The sequence below is a fragment of the Pantoea sp. alder81 genome (genome assembly GCF_020179835.1).
GTDB lineage: Bacteria > Pseudomonadota > Gammaproteobacteria > Enterobacterales > Enterobacteriaceae > Pantoea.
Map to the genome: position 1 here is coordinate 490106 of NZ_JAIUDA010000004.1, position 12725 is coordinate 502830.

The following is a 12725-nucleotide window of genomic DNA, read 5'->3' on the forward strand; positions in this document are numbered from 1 at the left end:
AAATGTTTAAGCAACTACTTTGTACGGAATGGTTCCGTACAAAGTGTTAAGCTGATACTCTTTAACATCGACAGTTTTGGTCATGACGAGATACAGCAAGAGAAACTATTATGCCCACTTTAGCGAAAACAGAACGTCTTGAGCTGCGTATTAGTCCAGATGTTAAAAGTGAAATTGAAACCGCAGCGCAATTGAGCCGCGTCAGCGTCTCCCAGTTTATTGCAGATTCTGCTGCACAACGCGCGGAATCCGTTATCAGTGAACATAGTCGTATCAAGCTGACCGAAGAATCATGGAATGCAGTTATGTCAGCGCTTGAGAATCCACCGGTGCCAGCTGAACGTCTTCGCCGGGCGGCCGAACTCAGTCGCGAGGAGTCAACCTGGGAATGGGAAAGGTAAAATTAGAGATAGTAAAGTTTTCACCAGAGAAGCCATTCGATGTTGAAAACTTCTACTGTGGGCGACCGGAATTAGATCATTTCCTCAAGAAACAACTCGCGGCTCAACATGCGGCAAATGTCCTCAAAGCGTATCTACTGGTCACAGATGACGATATCCCTGAAGTGATGGGTTTTTACACTATTGCTGGGGGTAGTTACGCTAAATCGACCATGACACGCCAGTATCAAAAGCAAGTGCCTCACCGTGAAACGGCCTGTATAACGCTCGGCCGTCTGGCGGTTGATAAACGTATTGCGGGCAGAGGGATGGGTACTCAACTTGTCCTTCATGCCCTCCGCATTGCATATGCTGCTGCTGATGCAGTCGGAATCTATGCTGTCATGGTGGAAGCGAAAGACGAAACACTCGTCCCTTTTTACCGCGACAAGATGGGATTCATGCCGTTAAAAACGGAAACCGGGGAATATCAATTTTTCATCCCCGTCACCAGTATTGCGGCTCTGCTTTGAACTCTTCATGCAGTTAAATGAAGCTCATCCTGAATTAAATTGACCAATCTGGCGTAAATATGCCAACTTTCGCACGCTTCAACCCGGCCCATCACTCCCCGCCGCCAGCAGTGGAACAACCACATCACTGATCGGTGTCGCGATGCCTTGCGCTTTGCCACGTCGCTGCACCACGCCGTTGCGGATATCCCATTCAAGCGGGCGATCGGCCTGACGATCCGCCAGGATCGAAGTGCCTAAATCCGCCGGGGCGCGATGGAAGCCAGCCATAATCTCCTGTGGCACATTGTCGCTCAGGTTGGCTCCTTCAGCACGCGCCACGGCCTGACATTCCCGCAGGTAGGCCAGGCCCAACGCGGTGATATCTTCACGCTGAAACATCCCAGCGCGGCGATTGGCCAGCACCATCAAACCCGCGACGGCGTTTTGCAACAGTTTGCGCCAGGCGACGGTGAGGAAATCTACTTCCAGTTCGACGGTACAGCGCGAGTCTTGCAACACTTGCACAATCCGCTGTGCTTGCTCGACATCAGGTAAGGTCAGGCGCGGTTTCGCGCGCAACCACACCGATGAGTCAGGTTGGCGCTGGGCTGGAAACCACACCACAGATGGCAGCACCGTTGCGCCATTGACCAACGGCGACAACTGCTCGACTTGCTCCACACCATTTTGCAGTGCGCATACCACCGTATTTTCATCGCATAACACCGCCAGCCAGGGGGCAATTTCCGCAACCTGGGTGGTTTTGACTGCCACAAACACCAAATCATAGGGTGTAGCAATGTCTGCGGGATTGTTCAGCACCGGGCCAGGCACCACAATCTCACCGTCTTCGTGGCGCAGCAGCAATTGCGCATGCGCCGTACGTCCGCACAGTTGTGGCGTGCGATTCACTTCATGCAGCGCGGCTGCCACAGTGGTGCCGATGGCGCCGGGTCCGACAAGGGCAATGGTTGGAAACTCAGACATGCGGCTATTCTCCTGTTTATCCTGTGCTGACTTCGGTTCATCGAAAACTCACTATTACATCCTGGCATTGTGACCGAATGATGAGGATGCCATCGGCCATAAACAGAAATGGCATCGCGGGACAGTGACTTCATGCCTGCCTGAACAGGGTGAATTACAGCAAGGCTATCTGTTTCTGTTGCAGCAGTTGCTGCATCTCGGCGTCAGGTTCCCCGTCAACGATCAGCGTGCTGGCCAGTGTCAAATCGCCAATGGCAAACGCCGATGCTGAATTGAGCTTCTCTTTCGATACCATCACTACCGTTTCTGCCGCACGCGCCGCCAGGGCACGCTTCACACCCGCTTCTTCGTAGTTACCCGTGGTTAACCCTGCCGTTTTGTGCACGCCGGTGACACCCATAAAGAACAGATCGGCATTGATGCGCGCAATGGCTTCAAGCACCGCTGATCCCACGGCCACCACCGAGTGACGATACAGTTGGCCGCCAATCATGATCACCTCAACCAACGGGAAATCAACCAGTGCGACCGCAATACTCGGACTGTGCGTCACCACGGTAAAGGCCAGTTCTTTGGGCAGCAGTTGCACCATTTCCGCTGTGGTCGTACCGCCATCGATGATCACCACTTGCCCCGGCTGGATCAGTTGAACCGCTTTTTGCGCGATAAGGCGCTTAGAACTTATTTGCACGTTTTTGCGTGTTTCGAAAGGCGCGATAGCGGCAGAAACCGGCAGCGCGCCACCGTGTACGCGCTGCAGTAATCCCTCACTGGCTAACTCCCTTAAGTCACGGCGTATAGAGTCCTCAGAGACGTTAAAGCGCTGGCTAAGTTCGCTTGACATCACTTGCTGCTCATCGGCAAGTATCGTCAATATCTGTTGTTTACGTTGGCTTGAAAGCATGAGTTTCTCGTTCGTGTTTTTGCTTGTATGTGCACGATTGTGCATGATAACGTTTGTTTTGTCAGCCATCGGGAGGTTAATCATGCAGCAAAAAGTGCGCAATATTCGTGAGCAATTGTTATCTGATAACTGGTACACCTTAAAGAAGTACACCTTCGAGTTACAGCGTGCCGACGGCAGTTGGCAAGAACAAAGTCGTGAAGCTTACGACCGTGGCAATGGGGCGGTGATCTTACTTTATAACCGCCAAAAACAGACGGTGGTTCTGACCCGGCAGTTCCGCTTTCCTATTTATATCAATGGACATGATGGCTATTTGATTGAGGCAGCTGCGGGTTTACTGGATAACGCTTCGCCGGAAAATCGCATTATTGCCGAAGCAGAGGAAGAAACAGGTTACACCGTCACAAATGTCGAGAAGGTGATGGAGGCCTACATGAGTCCGGGATCGGTGACGGAGAAGCTGTTTTTCTTTATCGCGGAGTATAGCGATGGCGACAGGAAGCATGTGGGCGGCGGTCTTGAGGAAGAGGGTGAAGATATCGAAGTGCTGGAGTGGCCTTTCTCACGTGCCATGGACGCGATTCGAAACGGCGAAATCCAGGATGCTAAGACCATCATGTTGCTGCAACACCTGGCGTTAAACAGACAATTTGAGGAGCACGCACAATGATGATTTTGATTGCAGGCCCGGTTCGCAGTGGTACAGATGGCGACAGGCAACTGATCGAGCGAAACATGCAGAAACTCGATCAAATGGCGTTACAGGTTTATCAAAAAGGTCACACGCCCGTGATTGGCGAATGGCTGGCGTTACCGCTCGCGAGTGCAGCGGGTTCGCAAGAGATCGGGGATGAAATTAGTGAAGCCTTTCTTTATCCCGTCGCACATCGTTTGATTCAAAGCTGTGATGCCATTTTACGCATGCCTGGCGCCTCAACAGGCGCGGATAAGGATGTGCAAGTGGGTAGGGCTTTGGGGCTGAGCATATTCAGCGATATTGATGAGATCCCAGAATCCCACGTCTGACCAGTGAACATTCGTGCAGATACGCTAACAGTAAATCGTTCATCGGGTTTCTACTCTTTGGGATGTCGGCATGAATTGTGTCCGCCATCCGGGTATGGCGTTTTTAACCCAAGGTTGCAGACCTGTTAGTCAACAAAAAGTTGATCATTGATATCATCAATGCTATTTTTCTACAAAATGTAGAGTTAATGGTGCCAGGATGTCTTCAATTACCGACGAGCAATATGTTGCCGACTTAATGCGCATGCTGGCTGGCGCAGTCAAGGTCATCGGCAGCGTCATCCAGCGTAATGCTGAGGTGGTGCTGCATGATCTGCGTCAGCCAGAATATTCCATTGCTGAGATCGTGAATGCAGAGGTGACAGGACGTAAACGGGGTGATTCCGTTTTAGCTGGATTACGCACCGACCGGGCATTTATCAGTGCGATGGAGCGCAAAGATGAAGCCATTTCCCTGCTGCTGGACTATCCCACTTTTACTCGCGAGGGCAAGCCGCTCCGCAGTAGCACTGCCATCTATCGCGATCGCCACGGAGTGCCTTTTGCCGCACTCTGTATCAACGTCGATAACGCAGACATTGAGCAGGCGCTGCGCGTGCTGCAATCGATGACCGCAATGGGTCAACCCGATGTGCAGATCGCTGCAGCCGAACCGGCAGCGGAAACCCAGCATGACACTATCGAAGATCTGATGAGCGATATCATCAACACCACCTCCGCACAGCATCCCGGAAACAATCGCAATGACACCAAGCGGGCCAATTTGCTCGCGGTGAAGCATATGCAGGAGAAGGGGTTGTTTCTGATTAAAGGTGGAGTTGAGAAAGCCGCTGCGGCGCTCGGCGTGACGCGTTACACCATCTACAACTATCTGGATGAAATCAAAAATGAAAACAGCTGAGTCGCTGAGCATTAAAACGCCGTTGCTTGAGTCTTTGCCACTCGGCCAGCTCAATCAAACCCGCGTGTGGCTGAAGATGGAAGCGATGCAGCCTTCCGGTTCCTTCAAAATCCGCGGTATCGGATTTGCCTGTCAGCAGCATGCTGCGCGCGGGATGAAGCGATTTATCTCTTCATCGGGCGGAAACGCAGGATTGGCGGTGGCCTTTGCAGGTCGTCAATTGGGTGTACCGGCGGTGGTAGTGGTCCCGGAATCGACGTCTCAATATGCGCTACATCTGCTGGCGCTGGAAGGGGCAGAGGTGAAAGTCCACGGTAAAACCTGGGCGGACGCCAATCAACTGGCGCAGTCGCTGGTGACAGAACAGGACGCATTTATCCATCCTTTTGATGATGCGCTGTTGTGGCAGGGCATTGCGACCTTGATCGATGAAGTCATGGAAGACGGTATTCGACCCGATGCTGTGGTGCTCTCGGTGGGTGGCGGCAGTTTACTGTCTGGAGTTGATCAAGGATTAACGCAGCACGGATTACATCAGGTACCGATTTATATCGCTGAAACGACAGGCATGGCGTCTTATCACGCGGCGCTGGCTGCAGGACATCCCATTGCGGTGGAAAATCTCAGCGGTATCGCGACGTCATTGGGGGCGCGTCAGGTGTGCCAGCGCGCGTTTGAAGTCAGTAAAACCCGTCAGCTGGTAGCCACGCGCGTTAGCGATCGGGAAGCCGTTGATGCCTGTCTGGCATTTCTTCATGACCATCGCACGTTGGTCGAACCGGCATGTGGTGCGGCACTGGCTCTGCTTTACGGGCAAAAATTGCCGTTGACGGATGTGGAAAACGTGCTGGTTATCGTCTGTGGCGGTTCCACGGCAACCCTCAGCACGCTGCAAGCATTTAAGTGATTATTGGAGTCGAGATGACGGAAAGAACCTACTATTTCAGCGACCTGCTGGAAATGGACACGGAAGTGGTGCGTTGTGAAGCGCAGGAAGACGGCCAGTTTCGTGTGCAATTGGTGGCAACACTGTTCCATCCGCAAGGCGGTGGGCAACCCGCTGACCGGGGCACGATAGGCGAGGCCAACGTGCTTCAGCTCATCCAGCAAGAGGGTGAATTAATCCATATCACTGACCGCGAAGTGGCGCTGGGTCGTGTGAATATCCAAATTGATGCGGCACTGCGCACATTGCACACGCGTTACCATTCTGCGGGGCATCTGATTGCTTACGCCGGAGAGAAGTTTGGCTGGTTAGGTTACAAAGGCGATCATCGGCCCGGCAATGGGCGTATCGTTTTTAAACCGCAGGGCGAACCACAAGCCGTAGATGAAGCGGTCATCGCTGAAGGTGTAAATGCGCTGGTGGCGCAGGATTTAGCGCGCGTGCTGCGGGATGATGCCGGACGCAGAATGGTCAGCTGGGGCGATCTCGCACCCTATGCCTGCGGTGGCACGCATGTGCAACGCACCGGAGACGTTGGCGATATCGTCATTACCCGCGTGAAAGAGAAGAAGGGTGAACTTTCGGTGCAGTATGAAGTGCGTATTGATGAGCAGGCGAATTAACGCCTGCACTGCGCTATTTAAATTCACCCACGTTTAATTGTGCGAAAGCCTGATCAACATCGCTATACGTTTGTGAGGTGGTATAACTGCCAGACAGCTGCCAATAAAAAACGGGAGCGCCAGGCTCTTCGCTGCTTTCCGCCACTCGATAGCGTGAGAATTTTATTTGCGCGGCTTCAGTCAGATCATCATTATCCTGATTTGACGAGAATTTCATTGCGCGGATCAGGTAATAAACGCCCTGGATATTGTGCAGTTCAAAACCAATGATTTTGTCAGCAGAACCCGCAAGACGAAAATCCGACCAGGTAAATCCATCGTCATCCGGAACGGGTAAGACATACCAGTTGCCGTTTTTATTGATGAAGGCAGATAGCGTCTGGCTGGGATGCGAGGTGTTATTGTCAAAGGTCGCTGAGACCAGCAAATCCGGGACGCCATCATGGTTAATATCGATAGTATTTGCCCCTGTCTGCAACTCGACCCGCGTAGCAGCCTGAGCGCCGAAAACGGTGCAAAATGACAGAACGATAAACGCAAAAGTCTTTAACTTCACTGCACGCTTTCCTTACTGGTTTAAGACAATAGAAGGTATCAAAACCTCAATATTGAAAGACAGCATGGGATCGCTGCCTGATAGCCTTACTGGCGTATTCTAAAACTGCATACTCTCCAATAACGCTGAATTATGTGTGTTTTTACGGGGATGTGAAAGGGTGAAGGGATTAATTCGATTCAAATGGATTAACTGACGAAGCGCGTCATCCATTACGCACCTCGCCGCAGGAATACTTATTTAGTAATGACGTCTTTCCCTCACTCTCAACTCATACCTGCGCCATGCCGCCATCCACGAACAGTTCGGTGGCATTAATAAAGCTCGAAGCATCGGACGCAAGAAACGCGACCACCTGACCAATCTCACCGGGTTCTCCCAGGCGGCCCAATGGCACCTGCGCGGCAAGCGCATCGAATAATACCTGACGCTGATCTTCAGGTACCAAATCGCCCAAACCAGGCGTGCGAACCGGACCAGGGCTAACGACGTTGACACGAATACCGCGATCTTTCACATCCAACGCCCATGAACGAGCAAAGTTGCGCACGGCGGCTTTACTGGCGCTGTAAACACTGAATCCTGCAGTGCCTTTAACCGAAGTGGTGGACGAGGTCAAAATCACCGAGGCTTTGTCGCTCAGCAGCGGCAGCGCTTTCTGCACGGTGAACAACACGCCACGCACGTTGGTGCCAAAGATACGGTCAAAGTGCTCTTCAGTAATAGCACCGAGCGGTAACATATCGCCGCCGCCAGCATTGGCGAACAGAATATCCAGACGGCCCGCCTGGCGTGCAATCTGCGCATACACCGCGTCCAGATCGCTCAGCACAGAAGCATCAGCGCGGATGCCGGTTGCCTGTGCACCGATAAGCGTGACGGCGGCATCCAGTTCTGGCTGGCGACGACCGGTGATAAACACGCGTGCGCCCTGCGCCGCTAGCGCCTGGGCAGAAGCTAAACCAATCCCGCTGGTGCCGCCGGTGACTAACGCAATTTTACCGTTTAATGAAGTGTTCATCTGTGTTCTCCCAAAATGGATTTAAGTGTGTGATGACTGCGTTGCAGTGCATGGGAGGCAATGTAACCCTGCGCGGTTTAGTGATAAATGGTGTAAAATCGAAATCACTATTCCTGTGTATGGATAATCAGTATGGACCAACTGTTGGCAATACGGGCCTTCGCGCGCGTGGTGGAGGCGGGGAATTTCACCCGCGCGGCCGATTCACTGGATATGCCCAATGCCACGTTGAGTAAACTGGTACAGGAGCTTGAGGGTCATCTGGGTGTACGTCTGTTACAGCGCACCACACGCCGCGTGACCGTCACGCCTGAAGGACGTGATTATTACGACAAAGCGCTGCGCATCGTGCGTGACCTGGAAGATATCGACGGTGCTTTTAACGTGGTAAATGGCACGCCGCGCGGGCATCTGCGCGTTGATATTGGCGGTTCAACGGCGCGAGAGGTGCTCATCCCCCTGTTACCTGATTTCGTCGCGCGATTTCCTGAAATTCGCCTCGACCTCGGCGTGTCGGACCGGGCTGTGGATCTGATTAGCGATAATGTCGATTGCGTGATTCGTGGCGGGCCGCTGGGTGATTCATCGCTGGTGGCGCGTCATCTTGGTGATGCAGAGATGATCACCTGCGCGGCACCCGGTTATCTCAAAACCTACGGCGTGCCAGCTTATCCGCAGGAGCTAAAAAATGGGCATCGCTGGATCAGCTATTTATCCCCGCAAAGCGGACGCGCTTTTCCGCTGCGCTTTATGCAGGGGAATGAGAAACAGGAAATGAAAATCGATCATCGCATTGGGATTAATGAGAGTAATGCCCACCAGGCGGCGGCAGTGGCGGGATTAGGCATCATTCAGACATTCCGTTACGCAGCAGCCGCAGATTTAGCGTCAGGCGCGCTGGTCGAAATACTGAAGGACTGGCGGCCCGCCAGCTATCCGTTTCACGTGGTGTATCCGCAAAATCGCCATCTGACCCAGCGTCTACGCGTGTTTATCGAATGGTTGCGTGAGGTATTCCCTGCTCGACTCAATGGATGACAAGCACGAAGCTATCTGTTAACTTTTTGTTTCTTAACTCCCCATTTTCACTACAGGCCTGCGTAAATGACACTTTCAGCCGCACTATCCCCGTCATACGAACATGGCCTGTATGCGATCTGCTGTCCGCCACCGCCTCCTGCATTCGTTGTGGTTCGCTAAGAACCGGAAGTCTTAACGCTTAAATTTACAACGTCTGTTTTAGGAGCATTTTCATGCGTTCTTCGTCTTTGACGTCGCAAGCGGCGACGTCGGGTTTCGTGCTGCTGTGGGGCAGTGCGGCCATCTTCTCTCGCCTGGGTTTAGACAATGCCTCACCGATGGCGCTGTTGATCGTGCGCTTCAGTGTGGCGCTTGCCGCATTAATGCTGGTGGGCATTTTTCGACGTCGCTGGTTGCCCGATGCGGGCAGCCGAAAAACAGTGATGTTGACCGGGCTGATTTTGATTGGTGCCTATTCGGTATGTTACTTCCAGGCGATGGCCGAGGGAGTAACGCCTGGTTTGATTGCCACCATCATGGGCATACAACCAATCCTGACGCTTTGCATCGTGGAAAGGCGCATGCAGGGCACGCGATTACTGGGATTACTGATCGCCTTAGCGGGATTGATTTTACTGGTGTGGCGTAGTCTGGCGGCGTCGCAGTTGCCGTTGAGCGGCATAGTCTTCGCTCTCGGCGCACTGCTGTGTATGACGTTTGGTGCCATCATGCAGAAAAAAGTGTCCCAGCATCCGGCACAGGTGTTGCCGCTTCAATACGCAGTGAGCCTGGCGCTATGTGCGCTGCTGCTACCAGTCAAGGCCTTCCATATCGACTTTACGTTGCACTTCTGGATTTCCGTGCTGTTTCTTGGGGTGATGATCTCTGTGGTGGCGCAGCTGCTGCTGTATCGGCTGCTGAGTGCGGGAAGCATCGTTAACGTCACCAGTTTGTTTTATCTGGTTCCGGTGATAACGGCAGTGCTGGATTACCTGTTGTTAGGTAATACGCTACCGTGGTCGGGTGTAATGGGAATGTTGGCTATTCTGCTCGGCATTATGCTGGTGTTCCGCAAATCGCGCCTGAAAACGTCGGGGTAAGATCGAATAGGGCGCACCAAAATGGATGCGCCCTTAATCGCAGTTAAACCGTACCGGTGCCGCCATCAGAACACCAAACCTGTCCGGAGGTGAAGCTGTTGGTGGTTTCCGCAAAAGTCACGTAGAGCGGCGCAATTTCAGCGGGCTGACCGGGCCGACCCAGTGGCGCGGAAGCACCAAATTTCTCCACTTTCTCCTGCGGCTGCCCGCCACAAACCTGAAGCGCAGTCCAGTAAGGGCCCGGCGCCACGGCGTTTACGCGGATGTGGTCTTTACCCAGTTGCTTGGCTAAAGCTTTAGTAAAGGCCGCAATGGACGCTTTGGTCTGAGCGTAATCCAGCAGGATCGCGCTGGGATCGTACGCCTGCACTGACGAGGTGTTAATGATCGATGAACCCGCCGGTAAATACTCCAGCGCCGCTTTGGTTATCCAAAACATGGCATAAACGTTAGTCTTAAACGTCGCATCAAAATCTTCCGTCGAGAGGGTACGAATCGATTCATTGAACTGCTGACGTCCGGCGTTGTTGACCAAAATATCCAGACCATCAAGTTTCGTTGCCGCTTCCTTCACCAGTTGTTGGCAAAATGATTCGGAACGAATGTCACCCGGAATGGCAATCGCCTTGCGACCTTCCGCTTCAATCAGTTTGATCACCTCTGCCGCATCCTGTTCTTCATCGGGCAGGTAATTTATCGCCACGTCGGCGCCTTCTCGCGCGTAAGCAATGGCCACTGCACGACCAATACCGGAATCGCCGCCGGTAATCAGCGCCTTACGACCGGTTAAACGGCCGGTGCCACGATAGCTGGTTTCACCATGATCCGGACGTGGTTCCATTTTGGCGGCCAGTCCAGGGAATTCCTGTAATTGTTTTTTGAAAGGAGGTGTCGGATATTGATGGGTGAGCAGCGTTTTGTTAGTAAATGAACTCATTGTAATCTCCATGTTCTTCGCTATAGATAAATTAAGCCTGGCATAAATGTGATATATGTCACGTCAAAAAGTGACCAATTGAAATTTTGCAGATTAAGCGAGCCGTTATTATCACTACGGCGATGTGAATAAAACGCATGATGGGAAAGAGAAGAAGAGTACAGAATAAGCGCAAGACGTCAGTCATATATCGTCATTGCACTTATTCTTTTGCCAGTGGGACGGATCAGCATCCTTGTCGGTGGGGCGACTAGCGCGCCCGGTGCGGATTAAGAGCCTTTGTTACTACTTTTTCCGCCTTTTTTGCCGGCTTCAGAAGCTTTCTCGGGGTTGTCTTTAAAACTACCACCGCCACTGCTTTGTCCGCCTTTTTTACCCGCTTCAGATGCTTTTTGTTTATCATCTGCGAAGTTACCTGAACCGCCTCTATGCTCGGCCATAAAATGTCCTCATTAATGCATTGCGATTACATAATCGTGGATAAACTCACACGTTATGTCCAGACTGCAAATTAAGGTTAGTGCCACTGTGAATATTAACAAGCGCGGCGGCAGTGTAATGAGGGATTAAAGCTGCTGATCTCAACTTTAAATTTTTAAGCGAATGAATTGTGGGGATTAAAAATAAATAAATATAATCTAAGCGTAATTAACGCTTCGATGAACCGTAAGTTCGATTATCTTGCAGGAATTTGGGCGAAATAGGTCCCGCTGTAAGGTATGGGCAGGAAATCATGGAAGATTTGCTTTAACGTTTGTTCGGGTTCGACATCCGCGAACAGCTGCGGATAGAGTGTTTTCGCCATAAATTCTGTCGCCGCGATGTGCCACGGGCTGAGATAAAAGTTCATCCAGATAACAGCGGAGTGGCCGTTGCGTAGTGCGGCTAATTCACGCAAACCGTTTTGCTGCGCAGTCAGTTGTGCAAAGCTACTTTGCACCGCAGGCAGCGCCACTTCAGGCCCCAGCTTCAGCAAACCCTGCGCATCGTTATCGCCAAATCCGGTGGCGAAATAGTAATTCGGCTGTGCCGCGATCACCATTTCTTCACTTAAGCGACCGAAAACGCCGTGCTGCGTTTGAGCGGCGATATTGTCGCCGCCCGCGGCATTTAACAGTTCGCCCAGGCTGCCGTTGATTGCGGTGACACAACATTCATTCCGGCGGCCAAGGTGCAACTGCAACAATACCGAAGGCTTAGCGCCGTGATAACTGGCCAGCCTGTCACGAATCACCTGCATATGCGCGTCATAAAAGCGGTTAAACGCCTGCGCGCGAGCCTGTTGATTCAGCACTTCACCGAAAATTTCCACGCTGCGACGGGTATTCTTCAGAAGATGCACACGCAGATCGATCTTCACCACGGGAATATGCGCGGCTTTTAACATACTCACCAGGCGCAGATCGGCATCATCGTAACGCGCCAGGCTTGGCAGGATCACCACATCGGGTTTGAGTGCCAGGATCTGCTCAGGATTGATGGCATTCGGGCCACCCGAGCCCAGCGAAGGGATTTTCAACATTTGCGGGAACTGGCGAGCAAAGCTGTTCCATGTCTGGCTATCGTACTTTTTCAAATCCTGTGGCCAGGCAACGATGTGCTGAAAAGGATTGCCAGGCTCCAGCAGCGCCAGCGTGTAGAGCATGCGACTTTCGCCGAGTACAATGCGCTGCGGATGGTCAGGAATATCCACCTGATTACCGTCAATATCCGTGACGGTTTTTGCCAGCGCGGCACTGCTCAGCACCAGCAAGAAGCAGGCCAGCACCATCAGCATCGGTCCCAAAAGGGAAGGGGCGCGCCGGG

Annotated in this window: 16 protein-coding genes; 9 read left to right on the forward strand and 7 right to left on the reverse strand. The window is 52.4% G+C overall.

What is annotated here, in order from left to right:
• Nucleotides 1–110: 110 nt before the first annotated feature.
• Together LBW88_RS14515 and LBW88_RS14520 are read left to right on the forward strand one after the other, a co-directional pair.
• The gene (locus LBW88_RS14515) at nucleotides 111–401 is read left to right on the forward strand and encodes a DUF1778 domain-containing protein (protein ID WP_224932971.1); all 291 of its coding nucleotides are present in this window, start codon (nucleotides 111–113) and stop codon (nucleotides 399–401) included.
• Nucleotides 389–913 carry a GNAT family N-acetyltransferase gene (locus LBW88_RS14520; protein ID WP_224932972.1) on the forward strand — a complete coding sequence of 175 codons (525 nt, stop codon included), beginning with the start codon at nucleotides 389–391 and terminating at the stop codon, nucleotides 911–913. Before LBW88_RS14515 ends, LBW88_RS14520 begins: the two co-directional genes overlap by 13 nt.
• Before the next feature lie 78 nt (nucleotides 914–991).
• On the opposite strand, the gene LBW88_RS14525 is transcribed toward LBW88_RS14520, so the two are convergent.
• Both LBW88_RS14525 and LBW88_RS14530 read right to left on the reverse strand, forming a co-directional pair.
• Entirely contained in the window at nucleotides 992–1882 is an 891-nt protein-coding gene (locus LBW88_RS14525) for an oxidoreductase (RefSeq protein ID WP_224932973.1), read from the reverse strand.
• A 154-nt stretch (nucleotides 1883–2036) separates the two neighbouring features.
• A complete protein-coding gene (locus tag LBW88_RS14530) occupies nucleotides 2037–2786 on the reverse strand; it encodes a DeoR/GlpR family DNA-binding transcription regulator (RefSeq protein WP_224932974.1) in 750 nt (249 codons plus the stop codon).
• Nucleotides 2787–2868: 82 nt separating this feature from the next.
• On the opposite strand from LBW88_RS14530, the gene LBW88_RS14535 reads away from it, so the two are divergent.
• The 5 genes from LBW88_RS14535 to LBW88_RS14555 all read left to right on the forward strand — a co-directional run bounded on the left by LBW88_RS14535 (nucleotide 2869) and on the right by LBW88_RS14555 (nucleotide 6285).
• Nucleotides 2869–3459 (forward strand): NUDIX domain-containing protein, encoded by a 591-nt coding sequence (locus tag LBW88_RS14535; protein ID WP_224932975.1) that lies wholly within the window; start codon nucleotides 2869–2871, stop codon nucleotides 3457–3459.
• Complete coding sequence (locus tag LBW88_RS14540; protein ID WP_224932976.1) at nucleotides 3456–3815, forward strand: NUDIX hydrolase; 360 nt, start codon at nucleotides 3456–3458, stop codon at nucleotides 3813–3815. The genes LBW88_RS14535 and LBW88_RS14540 overlap by 4 nt, the downstream gene beginning before the upstream one ends.
• Nucleotides 3816–4014: 199 nt before the next feature.
• Nucleotides 4015–4716, forward strand: coding sequence for a transcriptional regulator (locus LBW88_RS14545; RefSeq protein WP_224932977.1), 702 nt, complete (start codon nucleotides 4015–4017; stop codon nucleotides 4714–4716).
• Entirely contained in the window at nucleotides 4703–5623 is a 921-nt protein-coding gene (locus tag LBW88_RS14550; RefSeq protein ID WP_224932978.1) for a pyridoxal-phosphate dependent enzyme, read from the forward strand. The genes LBW88_RS14545 and LBW88_RS14550 overlap by 14 nt, the downstream gene beginning before the upstream one ends.
• Nucleotides 5624–5637: 14 nt before the next feature.
• Entirely contained in the window at nucleotides 5638–6285 is a 648-nt protein-coding gene (locus LBW88_RS14555) for an alanyl-tRNA editing protein (protein WP_224932979.1), read from the forward strand.
• 13 nt (nucleotides 6286–6298) lie between these two features.
• On the opposite strand, the gene LBW88_RS14560 is transcribed toward LBW88_RS14555, so the two are convergent.
• Together LBW88_RS14560 and LBW88_RS14565 are read right to left on the reverse strand one after the other, a co-directional pair.
• Nucleotides 6299–6841 (reverse strand): carbapenem self-resistance protein CarG family protein, encoded by a 543-nt coding sequence (locus tag LBW88_RS14560; protein ID WP_224932980.1) that lies wholly within the window; start codon nucleotides 6839–6841, stop codon nucleotides 6299–6301.
• A 271-nt stretch (nucleotides 6842–7112) separates the two neighbouring features.
• Nucleotides 7113–7862, reverse strand: coding sequence for an SDR family oxidoreductase (locus LBW88_RS14565; RefSeq protein ID WP_224932981.1), 750 nt, complete (start codon nucleotides 7860–7862; stop codon nucleotides 7113–7115).
• A gap of 132 nt (nucleotides 7863–7994) precedes the next feature.
• Here LBW88_RS14565 and LBW88_RS14570 point away from each other — a divergent pair, with 132 nt between their 5' ends.
• Together LBW88_RS14570 and LBW88_RS14575 are read left to right on the forward strand one after the other, a co-directional pair.
• Complete coding sequence (locus tag LBW88_RS14570) at nucleotides 7995–8900, forward strand: LysR family transcriptional regulator (protein ID WP_224932982.1); 906 nt, start codon at nucleotides 7995–7997, stop codon at nucleotides 8898–8900.
• A 209-nt stretch (nucleotides 8901–9109) separates the two neighbouring features.
• Nucleotides 9110–9982, forward strand: a complete 873-nt coding sequence (locus tag LBW88_RS14575) for a DMT family transporter (RefSeq protein WP_224933015.1) — start codon at nucleotides 9110–9112, stop codon at nucleotides 9980–9982.
• A gap of 43 nt (nucleotides 9983–10025) precedes the next feature.
• Here the strand turns inward: LBW88_RS14575 and LBW88_RS14580 are convergent, their stop codons facing one another.
• The 3 genes from LBW88_RS14580 to LBW88_RS14590 all read right to left on the reverse strand — a co-directional run bounded on the left by LBW88_RS14580 (nucleotide 10026) and on the right by LBW88_RS14590 (nucleotide 12696).
• Nucleotides 10026–10919 (reverse strand): SDR family oxidoreductase, encoded by an 894-nt coding sequence (locus tag LBW88_RS14580; protein ID WP_224932983.1) that lies wholly within the window; start codon nucleotides 10917–10919, stop codon nucleotides 10026–10028.
• 269 nt (nucleotides 10920–11188) lie between these two features.
• Entirely contained in the window at nucleotides 11189–11359 is a 171-nt protein-coding gene (locus LBW88_RS14585) for a KGG domain-containing protein (RefSeq protein ID WP_034827492.1), read from the reverse strand.
• A 236-nt stretch (nucleotides 11360–11595) separates the two neighbouring features.
• Nucleotides 11596–12696, reverse strand: a complete 1101-nt coding sequence (locus LBW88_RS14590; RefSeq protein ID WP_224933016.1) for an ABC transporter substrate-binding protein — start codon at nucleotides 12694–12696, stop codon at nucleotides 11596–11598.
• Nucleotides 12697–12725: the final 29 nt, after the last annotated feature.

Bases quoted from the DNA above. Each gene is read 5' to 3' on its own strand.
- LBW88_RS14565 (WP_224932981.1), bottom strand. From the start codon at position 7,862: ATGAACACTTCATTAAACGGTAAAATTGCGTTAGTCACCGGCGGCACC.
- LBW88_RS14515 (WP_224932971.1), top strand. From the start codon at position 111: ATGCCCACTTTAGCGAAAACAGAACGTCTTGAGCTGCGTATTAGTCCA.
- LBW88_RS14540 (WP_224932976.1), top strand. From the start codon at position 3,456: ATGATGATTTTGATTGCAGGCCCGGTTCGCAGTGGTACAGATGGCGAC.
- LBW88_RS14520 (WP_224932972.1), top strand. From the start codon at position 389: ATGGGAAAGGTAAAATTAGAGATAGTAAAGTTTTCACCAGAGAAGCCA.
- LBW88_RS14535 (WP_224932975.1), top strand. From the start codon at position 2,869: ATGCAGCAAAAAGTGCGCAATATTCGTGAGCAATTGTTATCTGATAAC.
- LBW88_RS14545 (WP_224932977.1), top strand. From the start codon at position 4,015: ATGTCTTCAATTACCGACGAGCAATATGTTGCCGACTTAATGCGCATG.
- LBW88_RS14580 (WP_224932983.1), bottom strand. From the start codon at position 10,919: ATGAGTTCATTTACTAACAAAACGCTGCTCACCCATCAATATCCGACA.
- LBW88_RS14525 (WP_224932973.1), bottom strand. From the start codon at position 1,882: ATGTCTGAGTTTCCAACCATTGCCCTTGTCGGACCCGGCGCCATCGGC.
- LBW88_RS14530 (WP_224932974.1), bottom strand. From the start codon at position 2,786: ATGCTTTCAAGCCAACGTAAACAACAGATATTGACGATACTTGCCGAT.
- LBW88_RS14585 (WP_034827492.1), bottom strand. From the start codon at position 11,359: ATGGCCGAGCATAGAGGCGGTTCAGGTAACTTCGCAGATGATAAACAA.
- LBW88_RS14555 (WP_224932979.1), top strand. From the start codon at position 5,638: ATGACGGAAAGAACCTACTATTTCAGCGACCTGCTGGAAATGGACACG.
- LBW88_RS14570 (WP_224932982.1), top strand. From the start codon at position 7,995: ATGGACCAACTGTTGGCAATACGGGCCTTCGCGCGCGTGGTGGAGGCG.
- LBW88_RS14590 (WP_224933016.1), bottom strand. From the start codon at position 12,696: ATGCTGATGGTGCTGGCCTGCTTCTTGCTGGTGCTGAGCAGTGCCGCG.
- LBW88_RS14550 (WP_224932978.1), top strand. From the start codon at position 4,703: ATGAAAACAGCTGAGTCGCTGAGCATTAAAACGCCGTTGCTTGAGTCT.